Source organism: Psychroflexus maritimus (assembly GCF_011089875.1).
GTDB lineage: Bacteria > Bacteroidota > Bacteroidia > Flavobacteriales > Flavobacteriaceae > Psychroflexus > Psychroflexus maritimus.
In genome coordinates this window covers 160,378-183,281 of sequence record NZ_JAANAS010000001.1, presented here as the reverse complement: position 1 = coordinate 183,281, position 22,904 = coordinate 160,378, and the positions used below count along the sequence as shown (strand labels likewise).

The following is a 22,904-nucleotide window of genomic DNA, read 5'->3' as shown; positions in this document are numbered from 1 at the left end:
ATTAAATTCTATTGGTGAAACAATAATCTAAATTTTTTGGTTGGTTTTTCATTAGTTTTCAAAAAACTTGGTTCAACTTAAATCTAATCTAAGAATAAATACTTGCCTAAAAATTAATTTATAGACTAAATATTAACCAATTTTTCTAATTAAAAAAGCTATTAAAAAGTATCTTTGCAAAAAAATAAATCGTTGTCTAGAGATTTGGCCTTAGCAAGTAATATTACTTTTTTATCAGATTTTAAAGAGCTCACTAAAATGCGTTTAGCTATTAGTGTAGTTTTTTCGTCTATTGCTGGCTATTTCTTAGGAGCAGATCAATTTTCGCTACTGAATATCTTTCTTTTAGCCGCTGGAGGATATGCTATGGTAGGTGCTTCCAATGCATACAACCAAATTATTGAGCGCGATTTAGATAAGAAAATGAATCGAACAAAAAACAGACCTATTCCCGCTGGTCGTTTTACGGTTAATCAAAGTTTTGCTATAGCAAGTTTTTTAACGGTTTTAGGATTAATTTTACTTTTTATAATTAATCCAAAAACGGCACTATTTGGCGCTATCTCTATTTTTATTTATGTGAGTATTTATACCCCCTTAAAAACCAAAACTCCACTTTCAGTTTTTGTTGGTGCATTTCCTGGAGCAATTCCTTTCATGTTAGGATGGGTAGCTGCTACAGGTGAATTTAGCATAGAAGCAGGAACACTTTTTATGATTCAGTTTTTTTGGCAGTTTCCGCATTTTTGGGCTTTAGGCTGGTGGTTGTATGATGATTATAAGAAAGGCGGTTTCTTTATGTTGCCCACAGGTAAACGAGATACTTCAACTGCGCTCCAAATTGTTCTTTATACCATTTGGACGTTAATTGTTACCTTGATTCCTGTTACTGGGCTTACAGGTAAATTAGAATTGTCTTATATAGGAGCTGCTTTAGTACTATTACTTGGTTTAGTTATGTTGTACCACGCTGTACAACTCTACCAAAAAAGAACAGAAAAAGCAGCCAAAAAGTTAATGCTAGCCAGTGTTTCATACATAACTTTAATTCAAATTGTTTACGTTGCAGATAAATTTATAAGCGAATGGGTATAGAAAACAGACCGTACAAAGAAAAATTTGAAAGGTCAAGAAAGATGATGTTGTGGTTTGGTATAATTAGTTTATCCATGACCTTTGCAGGCTTAATGTCGGCCTTTATTGTAAGTAGTGCAAGACCAGATTGGGATGATGATTTTAGATTACCTGATGAGTTTTTTTGGAGTACAGCTATCATTATATTGAGTAGCATAACACTCATGTTTGCTAAAAAGCAGATTAAAGCAGGGAAAAAATCACAAGCCAATTTATCTCTATTAGTCACTTTTGTGCTAGGACTGATTTTTGTGATTTTACAATTCATTGGGTTTAATGCTATCATTGAATTAGGATACCGATTTACAGGGGCTGCAAGTAATGTTACAGCGTCCTATATATATTTAATTGTGTTTTTGCACTTGGTACATATTTTGTCAGGCTTAGTAGTGCTTAGTGTAATGATTTTTAAGCAGTTTAAAGGGAGGTACACCAAAGAGCATAGACTTGGTTTTGAGATTGGTGCCACATTCTGGCATTTTGTTGATGTACTCTGGTTGTTATTATTTTTGTTTTTTTCCTATTTTTATATTTTTTAAGAAGAAATAATTAATTATTTTTGCGCTAACTTAAATTAAAAATTTATGGATTCTACTGCTGTTGAACAGACTGGTACAGAAGGAAAAAACTGGGGAGGTGGAAATCAACCTCTAAAAGCCAGTTATGGAAAGTTAATGATGTGGTTTTTTATTACTTCAGATGCATTAACATTTTCAGGCTTTTTGGCCGCTTATGGCTTTACAAGATTTAAATTTATAGACGAATGGCCTATAGCAGATGAAGTGTTTAATCACTTCCCTTTCCTCCACGGAATTGACGCACCCATGTACTACGTAGCTTTAATGACTTTTATTTTGATTTTTTCTTCAGTAACTATGGTTTTAGCAGTAGATGCAGGCCATAAATTGCAAAAATCAAAAGTTACTTTTTATATGGCGCTTACCATATTAGGTGGTGCCGTTTTCTTAGGCTCTCAAGCCTGGGAATGGAAAAATTTTATTAACGGAGAATATGGAGCTGTTGAAACTAAATCAGGAAAAATATTGCAGTTTGTAGATAATGATGGCAAACGCGTTGCTATACAGGACTTTGCTCCACAGCACGAATCTTACAGAGAGCAGCATAAAGGAAATAAAGGTGCCTGGTACATAAGCGAAAGTAGTATTCCTCAATACCACATTGATGATGTAAAAGAGGCTTTTAAAAATGAAGAAAACCTCTTAGTGCGTACAATGCAACTTAATGAGCAAAAAGAGAAAACAGTTTTGAATAGACAAGAATCGCTTAAATATCTTGAAGATAGAGGTGTTGACCTCATCTTTGGAGCAAATATGAGTAAAAATGAATATGGAGCTCCGTTATTTGGTGGATTCTTTTTCTTTATTACAGGTTTTCATGGTTTTCACGTCTTTTCTGGGGTAGTTTTACTAATCATTACATTCTTTAATGTTCTAATTGGTACCTATGAAAAAAGAAAAAGTTATGAAATGGTAGAAAAAGTTGGACTTTATTGGCACTTTGTAGATTTAGTTTGGGTATTTGTATTCACTTTCTTTTACTTGGTTTAATTTTATAAAAATATTTTTTAGCTTATGGCACAAGACGCATCAACTCATCACGAAGGAACAACCAAAAGAATATGGTCTGTATTTATAATCCTTTCTGTCCTAACTATAGTAGAAGTAGTATTAGGTATATTTAAACCTCATTTTCTGGTTTTTACAGAGGTGGTTTCCATGTCTTTACTTAACTGGATATTTATTATTCTTACTATTTACAAAGCTTATTTTATTACTTGGGCTTTTATGCACATGGAACACGAATCACCTGGACTTAGAAGAACAGTTGTTTGGACAGGCGTTTTCTTGATTTGTTACCTAATTGCAATTTTGCTAATTGAAGGGAATTATATTCATGATGTATATACCAATGAATTTATGACTTGGGATTTTTAATTTCTAAAACACTACATAAAACTTACATAAAAAAGGCAGTTGAACAACTGCCTTTTTTTATTTTTGCAACATGAAAAAATTTAAAAAATTTACGGTATTAGCTGTCCTTTTTGTTCTGCCACTTGTAGCTTACTTGTTTTTTTCAAGTGGGGTTAATAATTTTGGACGTTTACCTGTACTAGAGGAAAATGTGCTGCTAATTAAATCTTCTACAGATCAAGTTACTAATCAACCAATTGCTCTAGAAGATAAAATTAATATTTTTACCTTTTTAGGAGGTGATGTTGAAGTAAAATCTGTATTCGCATTTAACCTGAAGGAAAAAATTTATGATAAAAATAGAGAATTTCAAGATTTTCAGGTAGTTAGTTTTATTTTGGAAAACCAACTTGAAGAAGCCAAGCGCTTTATTGATGAAATAAACAAAACCTCAGAAGCTTACGCGTGGAAGATTATTGTTTTATCACAAAACGAACTCACAAAGCAGTTTAATAAACTCAATTCTAAGCATGAATTAGATACTAATTTTTCTTCTGCTGAAGCTTTTATAATCGACAAAAAAGGTAATCTTAGAGGAAGATTAGATGACGAAGACGAAGGCTTAAAGAAAAGCTACAATACAAAATCGGTAGCCGAATTAAACAATAAAATGGTAGATGATATGAAGGTAATACTTGCTGAATATCGACTAGAACTAAAGAAATATAAAGAAGAGAAAACAGAAGATTGACATGAAAAATTATTCGTACATAGGAATTTCATTTATTGTTTTAGTTTTCGGAATATGGGCGGTTAATGAATTTAGTAACCGAGCAAGTGCTAATGAGTTAGCTTATTTAACTGTACAAGATGATGAAGGCAATGAGGTTAAAAGGAAAGTTCCTGAATTTAGCTTCACCAATCATAAAGGAGAAACAATTACCCATGAAGATTATCAGGACAAAGTTTATGTAGTAGAATTCTTTTTTGCTACCTGTCCAACAATTTGTCCTATCATGAATGAAAATTTAGTAGAAGTACAAAATGAGTTTTACGGTAATATGAATTTTGGTATTGCTTCTTTTACAATCAATCCAGAACACGACACCCCTGAAGTTCTTAATAAATACCGCGAAAAATACGGAATACAACATCCTCATTGGCACCTTCTAACAGGTGATAGAAACCAAATTTATGAATTAGCCCGAAATGGATTTAATGCTTATGCAGCTGAAGATAAAAATGCTCCTGGTGGATTTGAACATTCAGGTTTTTTTGCCTTAGTAGATAAAAAAGGTTATTTAAGATCTCGACATGATGAGCATGGAAATCCTATTCTTTATTATCAAGGTGCAGTTCCGCTTAAGGGCGATAGTAATCCTGGAGACGAAGAGCAAATAAGTATTTTAATTGAGGATATTAAAAAATTATTATGATGAATAAACTAGCAGAAAAAAAATATACTAAATTAATCTGGGTACTTTCAATCATTATACCCATTGCTGTAGCTGTTCTTTTTACAGTGAGAATTCCAAACGTAGAAAGATTAGGTTTTTTGCCACCTACTTATGCAAGTATTAACGCATTAACTGCTTTATTATTAATACTCGCTTTAGTAGCTGTTAAGAAGAAAAAATTTAAGTTACATGAAAACTTGATGAAAACATCAATCGCTTTATCAGTTCTTTTCCTTGTTATGTATGTAGCTTATCACATGACCTCAGATTCAACGACATTTGGAGGAGAAGGCTCAATAAAATACATCTATTATTTTATCTTAGTTTCTCACATTTTGTTGTCGGTTTGCATCATTCCTCTAGTCCTTTTTACTTATCTAAAAGCAATTACAAAAAACTTTGAAGCACATAAAAAACTTGCTAGAATAACTTTTCCTATCTGGTTATATGTTGCTATTACTGGCGTTATAGTTTATTTTATGATATCTCCTTATTATGTATAGAAAAAAACAAATATACCAATTACTAGGCTTTGTACTAATTTTATTAGTAGCCTCTAACCAAGGCTTTGCACAATGTTCAATGTGTAGGGCGGTGTTAGAATCTGAAGCAGATCAATCTACTGCAGAAGGAATTAATAATGGAATTTTATTTTTAATGGCCTTCCCTTACCTTCTTATTGGAGGACTAGGTTATTATATTTATAAAAATTATAGCTCTAAAAGTTAGTTACTATGCTTAACGTATTTTACCTATCTACTTGTTCTACATGTAAACGCATTCTTTCTGAAGTTGAATTACCCGCTGAACATAAATTAGTTGATGTAAAAAGCAACCCAATTTCAGCTGAAGATTTAGCTAAAATGTACGCCCTAGAAGGTACTTACGAAGCCCTGTTTAATAAACGTGCACAGCTATATAAACAACGCGATTTGAAATCAAAAAACCTTTCTGAAGAAGATTATAAAAACTTACTTTTAGAACATTATACCTTCTTGAAACGTCCAGTTTTTCTCTTTCAAGACCAAATTTTTGTTGGTAATGCTAAAAAAAACCTCCAAGAACTCAAGTCGTATTTAGATGACTAAACGTTGGTGGGCAGTCTTAGCCGCTTTAGGCGCAACCTCAATTTACGGTGTAAATCATACGGTTGCTAAATCTTTAATGCCTACTTATATTGAACCTTTTGGTTTGATTTTGTTGCGCGTTACAGGTGCTTTTCTGTTATTTTTAATAATTAGTTTTTTTGTTCCTAGCCAAACAATTGAGCGCAAAGATTGGAAACGAATTTTTGCAGCAGCTGTTTTTGGAATGGTAATTAATATGCTTATGTTTTTTAAAGGACTAAGCTTATCTACACCAATTAATTCTTCTGTAATAGTTACCATTTCGCCTATTTTAGTCTTTATTTTATCAGCCATTTTAATTCGTGAAAAAATAACTTGGCTTAAGGCCTCCGGAGCAATATTAGGATTATTAGGTGGTTTGAGTTTAGTTTTTTTTGGCCCTCAAATTACTTCTGATGCGCCAAACATCCCAGTAGGAAATACGTTGATTCTTATCAATGCAACTTCTTACGGAATTTATTTAATTTTGGTAAGACCGCTTACTAAAAAATATTCCTCCATCACTTTAATGAAATATTTATTTTTAATTGCAAGCATAATTAACCTTCCTATTTGTTTTACTGAATTTAAGCAGGTAGATTGGATCAATTTACCTTTTGATGCCCTATGGCGTATGAGCTTTGTGGTGATTGGAACCACCTTCTTAACTTATTTGCTAAATATCTATGCTTTAAAACAACTTTCGGCATCAACCCTTGGTGTTTTTGTTTATTTACAACCGGTTATTGCTATTGTTTACGCTATTTATGCTGGTATTGATCAGCTTGACTTACTTAAAGTTGTAGCTGCAAGTTTGGTCTTTGTTGGGGTGTTCATGGTTTCTAAAAATCCAGCTCAAAAGAGGAAGGCGCTTAAAAAAACTTGATGCTATAGTTTTTAAAATTCAACTGATTAATCTTAATTTAATAACACAGCGTTAGGGATGGAAGCGGCAGCTTGGTAAGTTAAAAATAGTGTTTTTAGAGCTTTGCCAAAGCGACCTTAGAAGCTCTTGGCAAGGCTAACTAAAAACTTATTTTTATGAACCAACTAAAGCGAACAGCCCGTTTAAACGCCAAAGAAAAAAAGGAAGAATTGGATGAGGAAGTCAGAAGAAGTTTCTTAACTTAGTCTTTTATTATAGGATTTATGAGGGCTCAAGAGCATATTGTTATTATAGGAAATGGAATTGCTGGAACAACCTTAGCAAGGCATTTGCGAAAGAATTCTAATAAGAAAATTAGTCTTATTTCTGATGAATCTCCTTACTTTTTTTCTAGGACGGCGCTTATGTATGTGTATATGGGGCACATGAAATGGAAACATTTACAGCCCTACGAAGCCTCTTTTTGGAAAAAAAATAAGATCGAATTAATTCAGAAGCGTGTTAGGGCTGTTGAAACAGATTCTAATAGGCTTATTTTTCAAGATCAAACCAGCATAACTTATAATCAATTAGTCTTGGCAACAGGCTCAATTCCTAAGAAATTTGGATGGCCAGGTCAAGAACTTAGAGGAGTTCAAGGCTTATATTCAAAACAGGATTTAGAACTTTTAGAACAACAGGCTCCTAGCAATCAGGTATGTAAAAGAGCAGTAATTGTTGGTGGAGGGCTAATTGGGGTTGAACTTGCTGAAATGTTACATTCACGAAATATACCAGTTACCTTTTTGGTACGGGAAAAACAGTTTTGGAATACTATTTTGCCCGAACATTCTGCTTCTTTAATTACTAATCACATTCTAAATCACGGAATTGATTTAAAACGCTCTACCGAATTAAAAAGTATTCTACCATCAAGTCAAAATAGGGTAAAATCTATTCTTACCAAAGACCAGGAAGAAGAAATTAAATGCGACTTAGTTGGTTTAACAACCGGCGTTCAGCCAAATATTGAATTTGTGAAACCGTCTAAGATTGAAACCGATACCGGAATTTTAATTGATGCTTATTTCAAAACGAATGTGTCTAATGTTTATGCCATAGGAGATTGCGCTGAACGTAACTATTCATTAGGTTATCGGCCAAAAGTTGAGTCGGTTTGGTACACTGGCAGAATTATGGGTGAAACCTTAGCCCAAACCTTGTGTGGAAACCCAACCACCTACACTCCAGGACATTGGTTTAATTCGGCTAAGTTTTTTGCTATTGAATACCAAACTTATGGTTGGGTCTTTTCTACTCCAAAAAAAGGAAATGTTCACTTCTATTGGAAACACGAAAATGAAGAGAAAGCTATAGAAATAGAATATGAACAATCTACGGGGAAATTCTTAGGAATAAATACTTTTGGCATACGCTTGAGGCACGAATTTTTTAATGAAGTTTTGAACAAAAATAGAACAGCCGATTATGTTATTCAACATTTAAGTAAAGCAAACTTTGACCCTGAGTTTTTTGCTTCGTATGAAAATCAGATACAAAAAAAATGGCAGCAAGATTCTAACTTACACACAAATTAATTATGGCTATCGAAAACATTTCAGTTACAGGAAGAAGTCCAGAAAGCTTTTCGCTTCAACAAAAAGCTTTTTTATTTATTGGTTTTTTAGGCCTTTTTCTCGCTTTAATTAGTGTGTTTAATCAGTTGGAAAATAATACCCTTGGTTGGATGTTGCTTTCAATTGCGTTAATGAGTCTTGGTATAATTGGTTATGCAAGAGAATTGTATAAAGCTAAGGAGCCAGGAATTAAAAATGATAATGTTTTTTTTAAATCGCTAACAAATCGGGGTATTTGGGCTTATGCTTTAGGTATTTTTCTTACGGGATTTTATGTAGTCTTGTACTTTTATCCAGCTTATTTAGGTTTAAACGATAATACAGAAAATACAGGGTTAATCGCCTTTTTTGACCCATTAAGTAATTGGTTAAGTGGAAACCCAGCTAGCCAGTGGTTTGTTTATGGTGTTTTTTACACCTTAGCCGTTTTGCTCTTTGGTATTAAATTTTTGTGGAAGTATAAAAACAATAAATACCAACGTATTAGAACCTTTTCTGTACTATTTTTTCAGCTTGGTTTTGCTTTTTTAATTCCAGAATTCATGGCAAGGTTAAACTCAGATAAGTTTGCTTTACCTTATTATGATTTAAAGAATATTTGGCCTTTAAATTATTACAATTTTGAGCAGTATCGTGTTGATGAGTTTATAAGTGCAGGTGGAGTAGGGGTTGCGCTTCTTGTTTTTGGAGTTCTTTCAATTTTAGTTATTACTCCATTCCTTACTTATAAGTACGGCAAGCGTTGGTATTGTTCTTGGGTTTGTGGTTGCGGTGGATTAGCAGAAACGGCAGGAGATTCGTTTAGACATCTCAGTGATAAATCAATAAAATCTTGGAAAATTGAACGTTGGATGGTACACTTAGTGACGGTTTTTGTGGTGATAATGACCATGGCTGTTGTCTCTTCTTACTTAGGATATGAGTCAGAAAAATACTGGTTATCTCAACCTGTTTTTTTAGTTGGTAGTTCAGTTTTGTTAATTTTGATTTACGCTTGGGTACTTATTTATAGAAAAGATTCTTTTAACAAAGATGCTCTGCTTGCTGGAGGTGGTTTTTTATTAGCTATACTTATTTTGGTAGGATTACATTTACTTGGCTGGACACAAAATTTATTTTTTATTGAAGCAGAACCTTTGCGTTCTTCTTATGGATTTTTAATTGGCAGTATTTTCTCAGGAGTAATTGGTACGGGTTTCTATCCTATTTTAGGTAATCGTGTTTGGTGTAGATTTGGCTGCCCGATGGCTGCTATTTTAGGGTTTCAGCAGCGGCTTTTCTCAAAATTTAGAATAACCACTAATGGCGGTCAGTGCATTTCTTGTGGAAACTGCTCCGTCTATTGTGAAATGGGAATAGATGTAAGAGCTTATGCACAAAAAGGAGAAAACATTGTGCGTTCTTCTTGTGTTGGTTGTGGTATCTGTGCTTCGGTTTGTCCAAGAGGCGTATTGAAACTTGAAAACGAATCGCCTAAGAACCGCCTTAATGAAAATGAAATTTTATTAGGAAACGATATAGACCTTAAACAATATACGAAGTAGTTACTTTAATTAAAATTCGAAAGAATTAAATAGTGATCGATTAATCATTAAAAAGTAGGTATGAGTCGATTTTATTAAATGATTTATTCTAACATAGTTAAAAATTCTTCTTCGGTAATTAAGTGCACACCCAATTTTTCTGCCTTCTCTTTTTTACTTGGGCCCATTTGTTCTCCGGCTATGAGGTAAGAGGTTTTTTTAGACAAAGAACTGGTGTTTTTTCCTCCATTTTTCTCAATTAGTGATTTCAATTCTTTTCTTGAAACTTTTTCAAAAACACCAGAAATCACAAAAGTTAAATCTTTTAATTTGCTTGATGCTTGGTTTAATTCTTCTTCAGAAACTTGCATTTGAAGTCCGTAATTTGCTAACCGATTAACAATTTCTACATTCGATTTAACTTCAAAAAATTGAATTAAACTTTCGGCAATACGTTCTCCTATTTCGTCCACTTGAATTAAATCTTCAAAACTTGCTTGCATAAGTTTTGGCATGGATTTAAATTCTTTTGCTAATTTCTTGGCAACAGTTTCTCCAACGTATCTAATTCCCAAACCAAACAAAACCCTCTCAAAACTAATTTGCTTTGATTTTTCAATACCATCAATCAGGTTTTGTGCCGATTTCTCCGCCATTCGTTCTAAGGGCAAAACCTGTTCTTTCTTTAAGGTGTATAAGTCGGCATAATTTTCAATAAGTTTCTCTTTAACTAATAGGGCTACTGTTTCTCCACCCAAACCTTCAACATCCATAGCTTTTCTTGAGATGAAATGCTGAATTCTTCCAGTAACTTGAGGCGGGCATGAAGTAGCATTAGGGCAAAAATGCAAGGCTTCTCCTTCTGTTCTAACTAATTCTGTATTGCATTCAGGACAATGTGAAATATAGTTGGTGGGTTGGCTTGATGTATCTCTTTTTGTAAAATCAACGCCTACTATTTTAGGTATAATTTCTCCACCTTTTTCAACAAAAACCACATCCCCTTCTCTAATGTCTAATTTTTCAATTTGATCGGCATTATGCAGTGAAGCTCGTTTAACTGTTGTTCCAGCCAATTGAACAGGAGCTAAATTAGCTACAGGAGTAATTGCTCCGGTTCGCCCAACTTGGTAAGTAATCTCTTCCAGACGAGTGCTTTCTTGTTCTGCTTTAAATTTGTAGGCCATAGCCCAACGAGGAGATTTAGCAGTAAATCCAAGCTCTTCTTGTTGCTGAAGTTGGTTAACTTTAATTACCACGCCATCGGTTTCATAAGGTAAGTTGAAGCGTTCTTGGTCCCAATAATTTACATAGGCTAAAACCTCTTCAATAGAATTGGCTAATTTAAAATGAGGCGGTACTTGAAAGCCCCACTTTTGAGCTTTCTCTAAAGATTCTATTTGTGTTTGTATGCCTAGTTTTTCGCCGGTTATATTGTACAAAAAGCAAGCTAATGGGCGTTTGGCTACTTCTGCACTATCTTGCAGTTTTAAACTTCCTGAAGCTGTATTGCGCGGATTGGCATAAGGTTCTTCACCATTTTTTAAACGCTCTTGATTCATCTTGGCGAAACCTTCAAAAGGAAGAATAATCTCACCCCTAATATCAAATTTCTCTGGTACATCTTTTCCATTTAGTTTTAAAGGAACAGATTGAATAGTTTTAATATTTGCAGTTACATTATCTCCTTGTGCGCCGTCACCTCTTGTTACAGCTTGTTTTAATTCAGCATTTTCATAAGTTATACTAATGGAAGCTCCGTCATATTTTAGTTCACAAACATAAGCTATAGGGCCATCTACAAGTTTAGATATTCTTGTTTCCCAATCTATCAAATCTTCTTTTGAGTATGAATTAGACAGTGAATACATTCTGTTTTCATGCACTACTGTTTCAAAATTTTTGGTGACCTCTCCTCCTACACGTTTGGTAGGTGAGTTTGGGTCATCAAACGCTGGATATTTTTTTTCAAGTGCTTCTAGTGTTTTCAGTTTTTGGTCAAACTCAAAATCTGAAATACTTGGTTGGTCTAAAATATAATAATTGTAATTATGGAGTTGCAACTCTTCTCTAAGTTGCTCAATTCTGTCTTTTACTTCCATGTTGAAAAATTTGATCAAATTACATAAAATGATGATTGTTATTGATTAGCTCTAAAATTGAGCTTTCAATTTGGTCATCAAAAATAAGCAATTTTCGGTCTCTTACTTTACCTTGTGGACAAACAAAAAATAATTTATTAATATAATAAATATACAAATCTTCAAATTCAGGGTTGGCTTGCACTTGTAGTTCGAGGTTTTGTTGCAAGTTGTTTTCAATTACTTTAGACCTCCATAGCCTGTGTTGGTTATAATCAATATTGAGTCCAACAATATCAATTTCTGGATAAATTTCTCTTAAGCGATTGATTCTTGGTAGTCTTCGGTTTATATTAGAGTTTGAATATGCCGACCACGTATGGACAATGGTAGGCTTATTGAGGTGAGGTTCTAAGGTGATTTTTTCTTTATTTAAGTTGATAAATTCTAAATGACTTACGGTATTTCCTACTACAAACTGTTCATGAAAATCTGCAAGACGCTCTAGAAATTCAATGTCTGATTTCAGTAAGTTGTATTGATTAATTTCTTGAAGCGTATTTTGAATTTTTTCATCGGTATCTGCATAAGTAATTTCTAGTGTTAAAAATCGCTTGATTAAATGATTCTTTAAAAAGGGATTTTTTATAAGTTTGGAAGTTACCTTTCTTCTAGAAATTAGGTGTTCTACCGTATTCACTCTATGACAAAGTGATGGCTTAATAGATCGATTTAAACATTCATCTACTGCTAGGTTTTTTGTATAATTATCAAGAAATTTTAAATAAGCTAAATCCCAGTAAGAATTAGTTGTATTAATTTCTACATCTTCTCTGTAGTTTGCGATAGTTTCTTGATCCAATTGACTAAGTTTAGTGTCACTTCGCTTAGTCAAAAACAGATAGCTTTCATTGAGGTTGAAGGCATGATAGTGAATGGAATTGGTTAGGTAATTTTTGAAAAAATCAGAAATAGAAGATTCGTATTCTTTATCAGATTTAAATTTATCTAAATAGCTTTCACTAATCGAATTAGTTAAATTAAAAAATTCTTTAGGTGAATACTTGTGATGATTAAGAAGTAGGTCTTTATCTTTTCTGAAATCCAAAAAAAAGTTAATCATTAAATTATTCTCTCTGGCCGAATCTCCGCCAAAAGCTAAGGAGCCGTCAAAATCTACTGTATTTAAACGCAAGGTTAAACTATCCTTAGGTTTTATGTACAGGAGCTGAATTTCTGGAGAATGCTTAAAATGAAAAACCTTTTCTTTCAGAAGCTCTAATTCGTAGCTAAATTCACCTTGCTTGTTTAGAAAAATAGTATCTGTAAAGTTTTCTCTATCGGTTAAGATTAAGAAATTTTGATTAGGGTTTTTAATTTGCCCAGTAATTAAAGTCCTGTCTTTTTCCTTATTTGAACAGGAAACTAAAAAGCAAAAAGCCACAAAACAAAATAATCTTTTCATTACTAAAGGTTTAAAACAAATATAGAGAGGCTTTATTAGTGTACTTGTTAATCGCTCGTTAAAAGATAACACACCAAATGCATTTCATTAAATGAGTTTTTATACCTACTTTTGCAAAAAATTTATTTTTATGCTTTCAGTTTCAAATTTATCCATTCAGTTTGGTAAACGCGTTTTATTTGACGAGGTTAATGTCAATTTTTCTAATGGCAACTGTTACGGAATTATTGGAGCCAACGGCGCAGGAAAATCTACTTTTTTAAAAGTACTTTCTAAGCGGTTAGACCCCACTTCTGGGCACGTTCATTTAGAGCCTGGTAAACGCATGTCGGTTTTAGATCAAGATCACAGTCTGTTTGACGAATACAGCGTTTTAGATACAGTAATGATGGGTAATGAGCCACTCTTTAAAATAAAAAAAGAGATGGATGAAATTTATGCAAAATCAGATTTTTCTGATGCTGATGGTGAACGCGTAGGTGTTTTACAAGTTGAATTTGAAGAAATGGACGGCTGGAATGCTGAAAGTAACGCTGCCTCACTCTTATCTAATTTAGGAATTAAGGCCGATTACCACTACAGTCTGGTTAAGGATTTAGACGGAAAACAAAAAGTAAGAGTCCTAATTGCTAAAGCACTTTTTGGAAATCCTGATGTGCTCATTATGGATGAGCCTACTAACGATTTGGATTACGATACCATTAATTGGCTTGAAAATTTTCTAGCTAATTACGAAAACACTGTGATTGTTGTTTCTCACGACCGTCACTTCTTAGATGCAGTTTGTACTCATATTTCTGATATTGACCACGGAAAAATAACACACTACAGCGGTAATTATACGTTTTGGTATGAGTCTTCTCAATTAGCGGCAAGACAACGCGCACAGCAAAATAAAAAAGCAGAAGACAAGAAAAAAGAATTACAGCAGTTTATTGAACGATTTAGCGCCAACGTTGCTAAATCTAAACAAGCTACTTCTAGAAAGAAGATGATTGAAAAACTTAATATAGAAGAAATTAAACCTTCTAGTAGAAGATATCCAGCCATTATTTTTGAAAGAGAAAGAGAAGCAGGAGATCAAATTTTAAACATTACCGACTTAGCTGCATCCATTGACGGTGAAACATTGTTTTCTAAAGTCAACATCAATTTAGCAAAAGGAGATAAAACTATATTTTATTCAAAAGATTCTAGAGCAACTACTGCTTTTTACGAAGCTATTATGGGCAATGCTACTCCAGATAGTGGAAAAGTTGAGTGGGGAGTGACTACAAATCAATCTTACTTACCCAATGATAACTCTAGCTTTTTTGAAGAAGACATGAGTCTAGTAGATTGGCTGAGACAATGGGCAAAAACCAATGAAGAAAGAGAAGAGGTTTATGTACGTGGATTTCTAGGAAAGATGCTATTTAGTGGCGACGAAGCTCTAAAAAGTAGCACCGTGCTTTCTGGAGGAGAAAAAGTACGTTGTATGTTAAGTAGAATGATGATGATTAGAGCTAATGTTTTAGTTATTGATGAACCTACTAATCACTTAGATTTAGAATCGATTACTGCTTTTAACAATGCACTTAAAAACTTTAAAGGTAATTTATTATTTACCACCCATGATCATGAGTTTGCTCAATCGGTTGCCAACCGAGTAATTGAACTTACTCCGCAAGGAGTTATTGATAAATACATGACCTTTGACGAGTACATGACCGATAAGAAAATTAAAGAACAGCGTGCACAGATGTATGCCGTTGAAGCTTAAAAAGAATATCAACTATTTAAAAAAAGCATCCTTTTTTTGTTTGAAAAAAGGATGCTTTTTTAATGCTTAAAACCAAACTTATTCATCTATTGATTCAAATTTTTCGGTACCTTGTATTAGCCAACTTAAAAAATTATTAGCGTTTGGTGTATAGCCTACGGGACTATTTAGTAGTTCAAAATTACTATTCATTAAAACGTAATAAGGCTGCGAATTATTTTGGAAGTTAACCGTTTGAAAAGTAGCCCATTTATCACCAATAGTTTCTATTCTTTTTACTCCACCTTTTGGTCGTTCAAAATTAAACTGAAGCTCTTCAGGAAGTTTCTCACGGTCATCTACGTAAAGCGAAATTAAAATATAATCGTCTTGAATAACTTGATAAACCTCGGGAATGCTCCAAACTTGCTCTTCCATTTTCCTACAATTTACACAAGCCCAGCCGGTAAAATCTAAAAGTATAGGTAGGCCAGATTGTTTTGCAGCCGCCACGCCTTCATCAAAATCCTTATAAGCCTTTAAGCCTAGTGGTCCTGAACTATCTTTTTCATAAACACTATAAAAAAGAGGAGGAGGGAAACCACTTAACAATTTTAAATTAGCATGTTCTGTGTTAGTTAACCCTGGAATTAAGTAAATAACAAAGGCTATTGTAATAATTCCAAACCCTATTCTTGGTTTACCAAGTTTTGTTTTTGGTCCATCATGCGGAAAACGAATTATTCCAAACAAGTACAGCGCCATAGCTGCACCAATGATAATCCAGATTCCAATAAATACTTCTCTAGGTAAAAGCCCCCAATGTTCTACTAAATCTGCATTAGACAAGAATTTAAAGGCTAACCCGAGTTCTAAGAAACCAAGTACCACCTTTAAGGTATTCATCCAGCCACCAGATTTAGGCAAAGAATTGAGCCAATTAGGAAACAAGGCAAATAAACCAAAGGGTAAAGCTAAGGCTAATCCAAAACCACCCATTCCAAAACTGAGTTGTGTAGCCCCCCCGTCGGAAGTTAGTGAGCCTCCTAGTAAAGAACCTAAAATTGGCCCAGTACAAGAAAAAGAGACTAAAGCTAAAGTTAAGGCCATAAAAAATATCCCTAACACACCACCTACACTACTTGCTTTTTGATCTAATCGATTGCTCCATGAGTTAGGTAAAGTAATTTCAAAATAACCAAAAAAGGAAATAGCAAAGACTAAAAATATTGTAAAGAAAACAATATTTAAGACGGTATTGGTAGAAATATTATTTAAAATTTCTGGGTTTACAGAATCTAATAAGTGAAACGGAATACTTAACAATAAGTAAATGGCTAGGATAAAAACCGCATACATTACAGCGTTAATAAGTCCTATTTTTCGGGTTCTTGCTCCTTTAGTAAAAAATGAAACCGTTAATGGAATCATTGGAAAAACACAAGGAGTAAGTAAGGCAATTAAGCCTCCTATAAAGCCCAAGAAAAAAATAGTAGCATAGGATTTATCTTCTTCCTCATCTTCTAGTTGAGTAGAAGCATCACCTTTTAAGTCAATTTTTAAGGATTCTGTTAAGGCTTGGTCTTCTTCAGATAATTCAACTTCCTGTTCTACTAAAGCAAAACTTTGGTTTTTCATATCTAATTGGACCTGTATAAAATTAATATCCGGAGCTAAGCATTTTACATCATTACATATCATGAAGTAAATCTCTATTCCTAGTAAAGCTTGCTCATCATTGACCTTTATTTTTTGTTCAAAAATAGCTTCTTTTTTAAAATGTTTTAAGAAGGAATTGAAAATAGGATCCATAGCTTCAATGCCTTCAGATTCTGTAGTTTCTCCTAGAATTTCAAAAGCATTTTCTTCAAACTCAAAGCTGATATCGGTAGGAATGGGGCCGTCTTCTCCTTCTGGAATCTCACGCATAGAGGGTAATTTCCAACCTTTGTCTATAGTAGCAATTACTTTTAAGTTAATCTCTCCTTCTTCTTGAAAATCAATTGCTAAATCAAAATCTAAATGGCTTTCCATTTGATTTTCCTCTTCTTGATTTTGTTCAAATTGTGCTTGAACTAAAAAACTAACTAATAAAAATAAACTTAGTAAGAATTGCTTGAACTTAACTTGAATTGAATACATTTTTGGTCTTCGGTTTTAATTTTATAATTTTGAGAGGTGCGGTAACCCACCACCCAGATGATTTCATTTTTATTTAGTAAAACCCAAACCTCACTTTTTAGATGTTTGGGTACTTTTTCATCGTTTAAAAAATCACTTACTTTCTTTTTGCCATTCATTCCAAAGGGAACAAAAAAATCCGTTTGTTTCCATTTTCTAAGTTGAAGAGGAAAGGCTAAGTCGGCTTTCAAAAAATAAGCATATTGCTTTTCTTTTTTTATTTTTCCTTTATATTCGGATAACTTTAAAATAAAATTGTCAAAGTTAACTAATTCATTAGAATTATGAATTTGAATTTCATCTATTTCTTTCAAAATGTGATTTTTTTCAGTTAAGACTAAAAAATCACCATCTTTCATCAACCAATAATTAGGTGCAGAAACTTTTTTTCCATTCGCTGCATTAATTAAATGCGCTATGTCTTGCCAGGCAGTAAATTGGTATTGGTTAAGGAGCTGATATAAAATTGCTGTTTGATTAGGAAATTCTTGAAGCTTCTTAAGATTTATAAACACGGTTCCAGCTTCTTTTTTAACCACTTGATTGGCAACTGTATGAATGTAATCTTCAATCAAATTTTGAGCTTCATTTAGGTGTTGATGAGTTTGCTGAAAGCTCGCTAAAAAGTTTGGGTTTTCTTTTTTTATTAGAGGAATAATTTGGTTTCTAACTCTATTTCTTAAATAATTCAGAGATGCGTTTGAAGCGTCTTCTCTCCAATCAACTTGATGTGCTTTTGCCCAATCAATAATCTCATTTTTAGGCACCTTTAATAATGGACGTAATACCTTATCATTTTTTTGAGGAATTCCAGTAAGTCCCTTTAGTCCTGTGCCTCTAATAAAATTAATCAGGAAAGTTTCAGCATCGTCGTCACCGTGATGAGCCGTAAGGATATAATCTAATTTTTCTTGTTCACGAAGCTCTTCAAACCAATTATACCTTAATTCTCTTGCGGCAACTTGTGTAGAAGTTTTATGTTGAAGGGCATAAGCTTTTGTTTTCATTTTCTGAACAAAACAAGGAATTTTGTATTGTTTACACCAATCACTTACCAAGACTTCATCTAAATCACTTTCCTTATTTCTCAACTGAAAATTACAGTGTGCTACCACAAATTTTAATTTGTTTAAACGGCATAAGTTGGCTAACACCATGCTATCAACACCACCACTTACGGCAATCAAAAGTGATTTTTCCTGAAGCTGATAGTTAGCCACAAATTGATGAAACTGGTCTTGCATTCAAAAAAGTTTGTTCAAATATACATTTTATTGATTTAAATAGGTAATGAACTATAAATCACAGAAACTATGTTTTAAAGCTTAGCTCAAAACCTCTTTCATGGCTTTAGCTTTGATAAGGCATTCCTGGTATTCTTTCTCAGGGATGGAGGCAGAGGTAATTGCGCTACCTACAGCATAACTAATGTTTTGATTAGCTGAATTATACAAAATACTTCTAATTACCACATTAAAATCGAAATTTCCGTTAGGTGTAAAATAACCAATACTTCCGCTGTATAATCCGCGTCTAAATGATTCTAGTTTTTCCATTAATTGCATTGCAGATACTTTTGGAGCGCCTGTCATACTTCCCATAGGAAAAGTACTCTGAATTAAACTTACAGGTGAAAAAGTAGTTTTGGGTTGCGAAGTTACTGTTGAAATCAATTGATGTACTTGTTTAAAACTATACACTTTACACAGTTCTTCAACTTTAACCGAAGCTTTTTGAGCAGTTTTAGAGAGGTCATTTCTCACCAAATCTACGATCATGATATTTTCAGATTTTTCTTTAGGGTCGTTCTCTAAAGCTTTTTTCAAGGCAAGGTCTTCTTTTTTTGTTTGTCCACGTTTGGCTGTACCTTTAATGGGTTGAGAAATCAATTTTTGTTGATGGTGTTTCAAGTAACGCTCAGGACTTGCACATAGCGCAGAGTAATGTTCAAATTTTAAATAAGCAGCTTGCGGAGGGCTTGAAATTGCATTTAGTTTGAGGTAAGTGTGTAATGGATTTAGCACTACATTAGTAGCGTAAAAATCCATGCAAAAATTAGCTTCATATATGTCTCCTCTAGCAATATGAGCGAGTGTTTTTTTAACTGATTCAATATATCCTGAACGACTAATTCTTGGGGTTAATTGGATGGGCTTAGAGGGTTGAAGAGCAGGAATTTGATAATCTAAAATCACTCTAAAATCGGATTCTATTTCTTCTTCAACGCTAGTTAAGTAATGGAAAGTAACTGTATTCCCTTTTAATTCAATCACTTTTATTGGTTGAACAAAGTATAAGTTTGGAAAATTTACCTCGTCTTGATTATTAGACTGTAGGTTCTCAATTTCGTTTTTTAAATCGTAGGAAAAATAACCAAAAAGCCAGTCGTTAGAAAATTTTTGATACTCCTCCAATTGCTTAAAAGCATTACCTTCCTTGACTTTCAGAGCAGTAAAGGCGCCAATACCTACAATGCTGTCTGCAGTTGTATAGGTGTCCTTTTGTAGATTGCTATCTAAAAAAACACAATATTCATCTTGATTTGCCCAATGAAGTAGATTTTCCTTAAACTTCAAGACCTGTTTTAGTTCAAATTTAGCTTGCTTCCGCATTATATTTGTTGCTCAAAGTTAGTAATTACATCTTGAAACCCTAAAGCTAAAATTTCATCTGTAATTTCTTGCTTTTGTTCATCAAAATTAGTGGTAAATGAAGGGAAACTAAAGGCTTCAATAACAGCAGCACCGAAGCGCTTAAAGTAATGATCCTTAACAAAATTCAAGGCAGATTTTGCACCTCGTTGTCCTGGTGAAGTACTTGTAAGTAAAACTTTTTTTTCGGCTAAAAATTGAGCATCAATTCTTGAAAGCCAATCCATCTGATTTTTGAAAAAAGCTGAAACCATACTATTGTGTTCGTTAACTGAAACAATTAAGGCCTTGGCTTGATCAATTTTGTTTTTTAATTGATAGGCTTCAATAGGTATTCCGTTATCTTTTTCAAAATCTTCAGAGTACATAGGAAGATTGTATTCTGTTAATTGAAAAACTTCTACTTCAGCAGAAAGCCGAGAGGCAATAAATGTAACTAATTTTTGATTGATTGAAGAGCTAGAATTAGACCCAGAGAAAGCGATTATATTCATTGTTCTTTTTTCAGCTAAGGTAAAAATTGACTTAGAAATAAAAAAATAAATTTTTTGCGTGTAAAAGTTTGATTTTACCAACAACAATGAAACCAATAAATGCAGCTATTTACTCAAAAAAAAGCAATCATTTCAAGTTGTTTTACAGACATCAATTTATTGTTCCACGCTTAAGTTCACTGTTTTTTGTTGAATTCTGTTCATTTAAAGGGCTGTTAAAAGATAGCTTATACCAATCTAAGTTTGCATTTGTTTTATATTAGGCAAAAAATGGAAGAACAGAAGGCAGGAATAAGGTTCCTTATACCAACCTAATAAACCCAAAAGGCTCAATTAAAAAAACTATATTTGTAGCGCATAATTTTGACGATACGTATAATGAAAAATAAAACTATTCTGTTGTTTTTTATCCTGTTAATAGGATCGCTTGTTTCATGTAATTTAAATGATTATTCCAGGCAATTAGGAGTGGTTAATACCAAAGAAAAATATGCCTTTCAAGTAGAAAAAAACGATTATAAATTAATGGTAGATTTAAAAGAAGTTGCTACTGATTTTATTTTTGATATTAGGTATGCTACAAAAAATAACTTTACAGGAGAAAAAATTTACCCTTCTAATGATGCTTTTTTAAGGAAGTATATTGCTGAGGACTTAAAGAAAGCTAATGATTCCTTAATGAAATTAGGCTACCAATTAAAAATTTTAGATGCCTACAGGCCTTATAGCGCAACAATAAAATTTTATGAAATTTATCCTGATGGAGATTTTGTGGCTAATCCAATGGTAGGCTCAAGACACAATAGAGGCACTACGGTAGATGTTACTTTGGTTGATAGAAAAACTGGAGAAGACTTAGAAATGCCAACCAAATTTGATGTTTTTACAAAAGAAGCACACCCAAATTTTGATGATTTACCACCCCATATTATTGAAAACAAAATGTTACTAATAAATGTAATGAAACATTTTAAATTTGATGTACACCCTAATGAGTGGTGGCATTATGATCATGCAAGGTGGCAACGCTACCCAATGATGGACTTAACTTTTAAACAAATAAAAGACGTAGCTGAAAGTTACAAAGAAGAGGAGTATGATTTAAGTTTATAAACCAAATTTGCTTCAAAAATTGAAAATAATATCAGTGAAAGCTTCTTTAAAAAATTGTATTTTTGAAACGATTAAAAAAACACACAAAATAATGGAATACAGAATAGAAAAAGACACCATTGGTGAAGTTAAAGTACCCGCAGATAAATTATGGGGTGCACAGACCGAACGTTCAAGAAACAACTTCAAAATTGGTCCCTCAGCATCGATGCCTTTAGAAATAATTTACGGCTTTGCTTATTTAAAAAAAGCAGCCGCCTACACCAACGCAGAATTAGGAGTATTGGAAGAGGATAAGAAAAAATTAATTGCTCAAGTTTGTGATGAAATTTTGGCAGGTAAACACGATCATCAATTTCCACTTGTTATTTGGCAAACAGGTTCTGGCACTCAATCTAATATGAATGTAAATGAAGTTATAGCTAATCGAGTTCATCAAATTGAAGGAAATGAATTAGGGAAAGGAGAACGTAAAATTTCGCCTAACGATGACGTAAACAAATCGCAGTCTTCAAACGATACTTTTCCTACCGGAATGCACATAGCCATTTATAAAAAAATTGTGGAGGTGGCCATACCAGGAATCAAACAGCTTAGAAATCGGTTAGACGAAAAATCAAAAGCCTTTAAGGATGTTGTAAAAATTGGAAGAACTCATTTTATGGACGCCACACCACTTACCTTAGGTCAGGAATTTAGTGGTTACGTTTCTCAATTAGATCATGGATTAAACGCCTTAGAAAATACGTTGCCCCATTTGTTAGAACTAGCTTTAGGAGGTACCGCCGTAGGAACAGGATTGAACACCCCTAAAGGCTACGCATTAAAAGTTGCTGAATATATTGCTGAATTTACAGGTTATCCTTTTGAAAGTGCTGCTAATAAATTTGAAGCTTTAGCAGCCCACGATGCCCTTGTTGAAACACATGGTGCCCTCAAACAGCTTGCCGTTGCTTTAAACAAAATAGGAAACGACATTAGAATGTTATCTTCCGGTCCTCGAAGCGGAATAGGAGAAATTACTATTCCTGCCAATGAACCAGGTTCTTCTATTATGCCTGGTAAAGTTAATCCAACCCAATGCGAAGCATTAACCATGGTCTGTACTCAAGTAATAGGTAACGATGTTGCTGTAACTACGGGAGGTATGCAAGGTCAATTTGAATTAAATGTTTTTAAACCAGTAATGGCAGCTAATTTACTAGAATCAGCACAATTACTGGGCGATGCTTGCGTTTCTTTTGATGAAAATTGTGTTGCAGGAATTGAACCAAACCAAGCTAGAATTGATGAGCTTTTGAAAAACTCATTAATGTTAGTAACTGCATTAAACACAAAAATTGGATATTACAAAGCTGCTGAAATTGCAAATACAGCTCACCAAAATGGAACGACTTTAAAAGAAGAAGCCGTTAGATTAGGCTATACTTCTGAAGAAGAATTTGAACAATGGGTAAGGCCAGAAGATATGATTGGAAATTAGTAATCATAAAAACCTGCAATAATCAAAAAAACGCTTTGG

The 22,904-nt window shown here is 33.4% G+C and carries 21 protein-coding genes; 15 read left to right on the top strand and 6 right to left on the bottom strand.

Annotated features, from left to right (window positions below; all coding sequences use genetic code 11):
* The first annotated feature begins 174 nt into the window (after nucleotides 1-174).
* The 12 genes from cyoE (at nucleotide 175) to G7034_RS00770 (ending at nucleotide 9,677) form a co-directional block, all read left to right on the top strand.
* Nucleotides 175-1,095 carry a heme o synthase gene (gene cyoE, locus G7034_RS00825; RefSeq protein WP_246166698.1) on the top strand — a complete coding sequence of 307 codons (921 nt, stop codon included), beginning with the start codon at nucleotides 175-177 and terminating at the stop codon, nucleotides 1,093-1,095.
* A complete protein-coding gene (locus G7034_RS00820) occupies nucleotides 1,086-1,673 on the top strand; it encodes a cytochrome c oxidase subunit 3 (protein WP_166399053.1) in 588 nt (195 codons plus the stop codon). The genes cyoE and G7034_RS00820 overlap by 10 nt, the downstream gene beginning before the upstream one ends.
* A 45-nt stretch (nucleotides 1,674-1,718) precedes the next feature.
* Nucleotides 1,719-2,702 (top strand): cytochrome c oxidase subunit 3, encoded by a 984-nt coding sequence (locus G7034_RS00815; RefSeq protein WP_166399052.1) that lies wholly within the window; start codon nucleotides 1,719-1,721, stop codon nucleotides 2,700-2,702.
* A gap of 24 nt (nucleotides 2,703-2,726) precedes the next feature.
* The gene (locus G7034_RS00810) at nucleotides 2,727-3,089 is read left to right on the top strand and encodes a cytochrome C oxidase subunit IV family protein (RefSeq protein ID WP_166399051.1); all 363 of its coding nucleotides are present in this window, start codon (nucleotides 2,727-2,729) and stop codon (nucleotides 3,087-3,089) included.
* 70 nt (nucleotides 3,090-3,159) lie between these two features.
* Entirely contained in the window at nucleotides 3,160-3,819 is a 660-nt protein-coding gene (locus G7034_RS00805; RefSeq protein WP_166399050.1) for a hypothetical protein, read from the top strand.
* 1 nt (nucleotide 3,820) lies between these two features.
* A complete protein-coding gene (locus tag G7034_RS00800; RefSeq protein ID WP_166399049.1) occupies nucleotides 3,821-4,504 on the top strand; it encodes an SCO family protein in 684 nt (227 codons plus the stop codon).
* The gene (locus G7034_RS00795; protein ID WP_166399048.1) at nucleotides 4,501-5,028 is read left to right on the top strand and encodes a DUF420 domain-containing protein; all 528 of its coding nucleotides are present in this window, start codon (nucleotides 4,501-4,503) and stop codon (nucleotides 5,026-5,028) included. The genes G7034_RS00800 and G7034_RS00795 overlap by 4 nt, the downstream gene beginning before the upstream one ends.
* Nucleotides 5,021-5,254: a hypothetical protein gene (locus G7034_RS00790; RefSeq protein WP_166399047.1), complete on the top strand. Its 234-nt coding sequence runs from the start codon at nucleotides 5,021-5,023 to the stop codon at nucleotides 5,252-5,254. The genes G7034_RS00795 and G7034_RS00790 overlap by 8 nt, the downstream gene beginning before the upstream one ends.
* A gap of 5 nt (nucleotides 5,255-5,259) precedes the next feature.
* Nucleotides 5,260-5,613, top strand: a complete 354-nt coding sequence (locus G7034_RS00785; RefSeq protein WP_166399046.1) for an arsenate reductase family protein — start codon at nucleotides 5,260-5,262, stop codon at nucleotides 5,611-5,613.
* The gene (locus G7034_RS00780; protein ID WP_166399045.1) at nucleotides 5,606-6,517 is read left to right on the top strand and encodes a DMT family transporter; all 912 of its coding nucleotides are present in this window, start codon (nucleotides 5,606-5,608) and stop codon (nucleotides 6,515-6,517) included. The genes G7034_RS00785 and G7034_RS00780 overlap by 8 nt, the downstream gene beginning before the upstream one ends.
* Before the next feature lie 263 nt (nucleotides 6,518-6,780).
* Nucleotides 6,781-8,094 carry an NAD(P)/FAD-dependent oxidoreductase gene (locus G7034_RS00775; protein ID WP_166399044.1) on the top strand — a complete coding sequence of 438 codons (1,314 nt, stop codon included), beginning with the start codon at nucleotides 6,781-6,783 and terminating at the stop codon, nucleotides 8,092-8,094.
* 2 nt (nucleotides 8,095-8,096) lie between these two features.
* A complete protein-coding gene (locus G7034_RS00770) occupies nucleotides 8,097-9,677 on the top strand; it encodes a 4Fe-4S binding protein (protein WP_166399043.1) in 1,581 nt (526 codons plus the stop codon).
* A gap of 83 nt (nucleotides 9,678-9,760) precedes the next feature.
* Here the strand turns inward: G7034_RS00770 and ligA are convergent, their stop codons facing one another.
* Nucleotides 9,761-11,758: an NAD-dependent DNA ligase LigA gene (ligA, locus tag G7034_RS00765; protein ID WP_166399042.1), complete on the bottom strand. Its 1,998-nt coding sequence runs from the start codon at nucleotides 11,756-11,758 to the stop codon at nucleotides 9,761-9,763.
* A 19-nt stretch (nucleotides 11,759-11,777) separates the two neighbouring features.
* The gene (locus G7034_RS00760) at nucleotides 11,778-13,202 is read right to left on the bottom strand and encodes a TlpA family protein disulfide reductase (protein WP_166399041.1); all 1,425 of its coding nucleotides are present in this window, start codon (nucleotides 13,200-13,202) and stop codon (nucleotides 11,778-11,780) included.
* Nucleotides 13,203-13,332: 130 nt separating this feature from the next.
* On the opposite strand from G7034_RS00760, the gene G7034_RS00755 reads away from it, so the two are divergent.
* A complete protein-coding gene (locus G7034_RS00755; protein WP_166399040.1) occupies nucleotides 13,333-14,964 on the top strand; it encodes an ABC-F family ATP-binding cassette domain-containing protein in 1,632 nt (543 codons plus the stop codon).
* A gap of 78 nt (nucleotides 14,965-15,042) precedes the next feature.
* On the opposite strand, the gene G7034_RS00750 is transcribed toward G7034_RS00755, so the two are convergent.
* The 4 genes from G7034_RS00750 to G7034_RS00735 all read right to left on the bottom strand — a co-directional run bounded on the left by G7034_RS00750 (nucleotide 15,043) and on the right by G7034_RS00735 (nucleotide 20,269).
* Complete coding sequence (locus G7034_RS00750; protein WP_246166696.1) at nucleotides 15,043-17,085, bottom strand: protein-disulfide reductase DsbD family protein; 2,043 nt, start codon at nucleotides 17,083-17,085, stop codon at nucleotides 15,043-15,045.
* Entirely contained in the window at nucleotides 17,046-18,368 is a 1,323-nt protein-coding gene (tilS, locus tag G7034_RS00745; RefSeq protein WP_166399039.1) for a tRNA lysidine(34) synthetase TilS, read from the bottom strand. Before tilS ends, G7034_RS00750 begins: the two co-directional genes overlap by 40 nt.
* Nucleotides 18,369-18,449: 81 nt before the next feature.
* Nucleotides 18,450-19,736 (bottom strand): anthranilate synthase component I family protein, encoded by a 1,287-nt coding sequence (locus G7034_RS00740; RefSeq protein WP_166399038.1) that lies wholly within the window; start codon nucleotides 19,734-19,736, stop codon nucleotides 18,450-18,452.
* The gene (locus tag G7034_RS00735; protein WP_166399037.1) at nucleotides 19,736-20,269 is read right to left on the bottom strand and encodes an NADPH-dependent FMN reductase; all 534 of its coding nucleotides are present in this window, start codon (nucleotides 20,267-20,269) and stop codon (nucleotides 19,736-19,738) included. The genes G7034_RS00740 and G7034_RS00735 overlap by 1 nt, the downstream gene beginning before the upstream one ends.
* Nucleotides 20,270-20,647: 378 nt before the next feature.
* Here G7034_RS00735 and G7034_RS00730 point away from each other — a divergent pair, with 378 nt between their 5' ends.
* Complete coding sequence (locus tag G7034_RS00730) at nucleotides 20,648-21,382, top strand: M15 family metallopeptidase (RefSeq protein WP_166399036.1); 735 nt, start codon at nucleotides 20,648-20,650, stop codon at nucleotides 21,380-21,382.
* Nucleotides 21,383-21,473: 91 nt separating this feature from the next.
* On the top strand, nucleotides 21,474-22,865 hold the full coding sequence (gene fumC, locus G7034_RS00725; protein WP_166399035.1) for a class II fumarate hydratase: 1,392 nt from the start codon (nucleotides 21,474-21,476) through the stop codon (nucleotides 22,863-22,865).
* The last annotated feature ends 39 nt before the right edge of the window (nucleotides 22,866-22,904 follow it).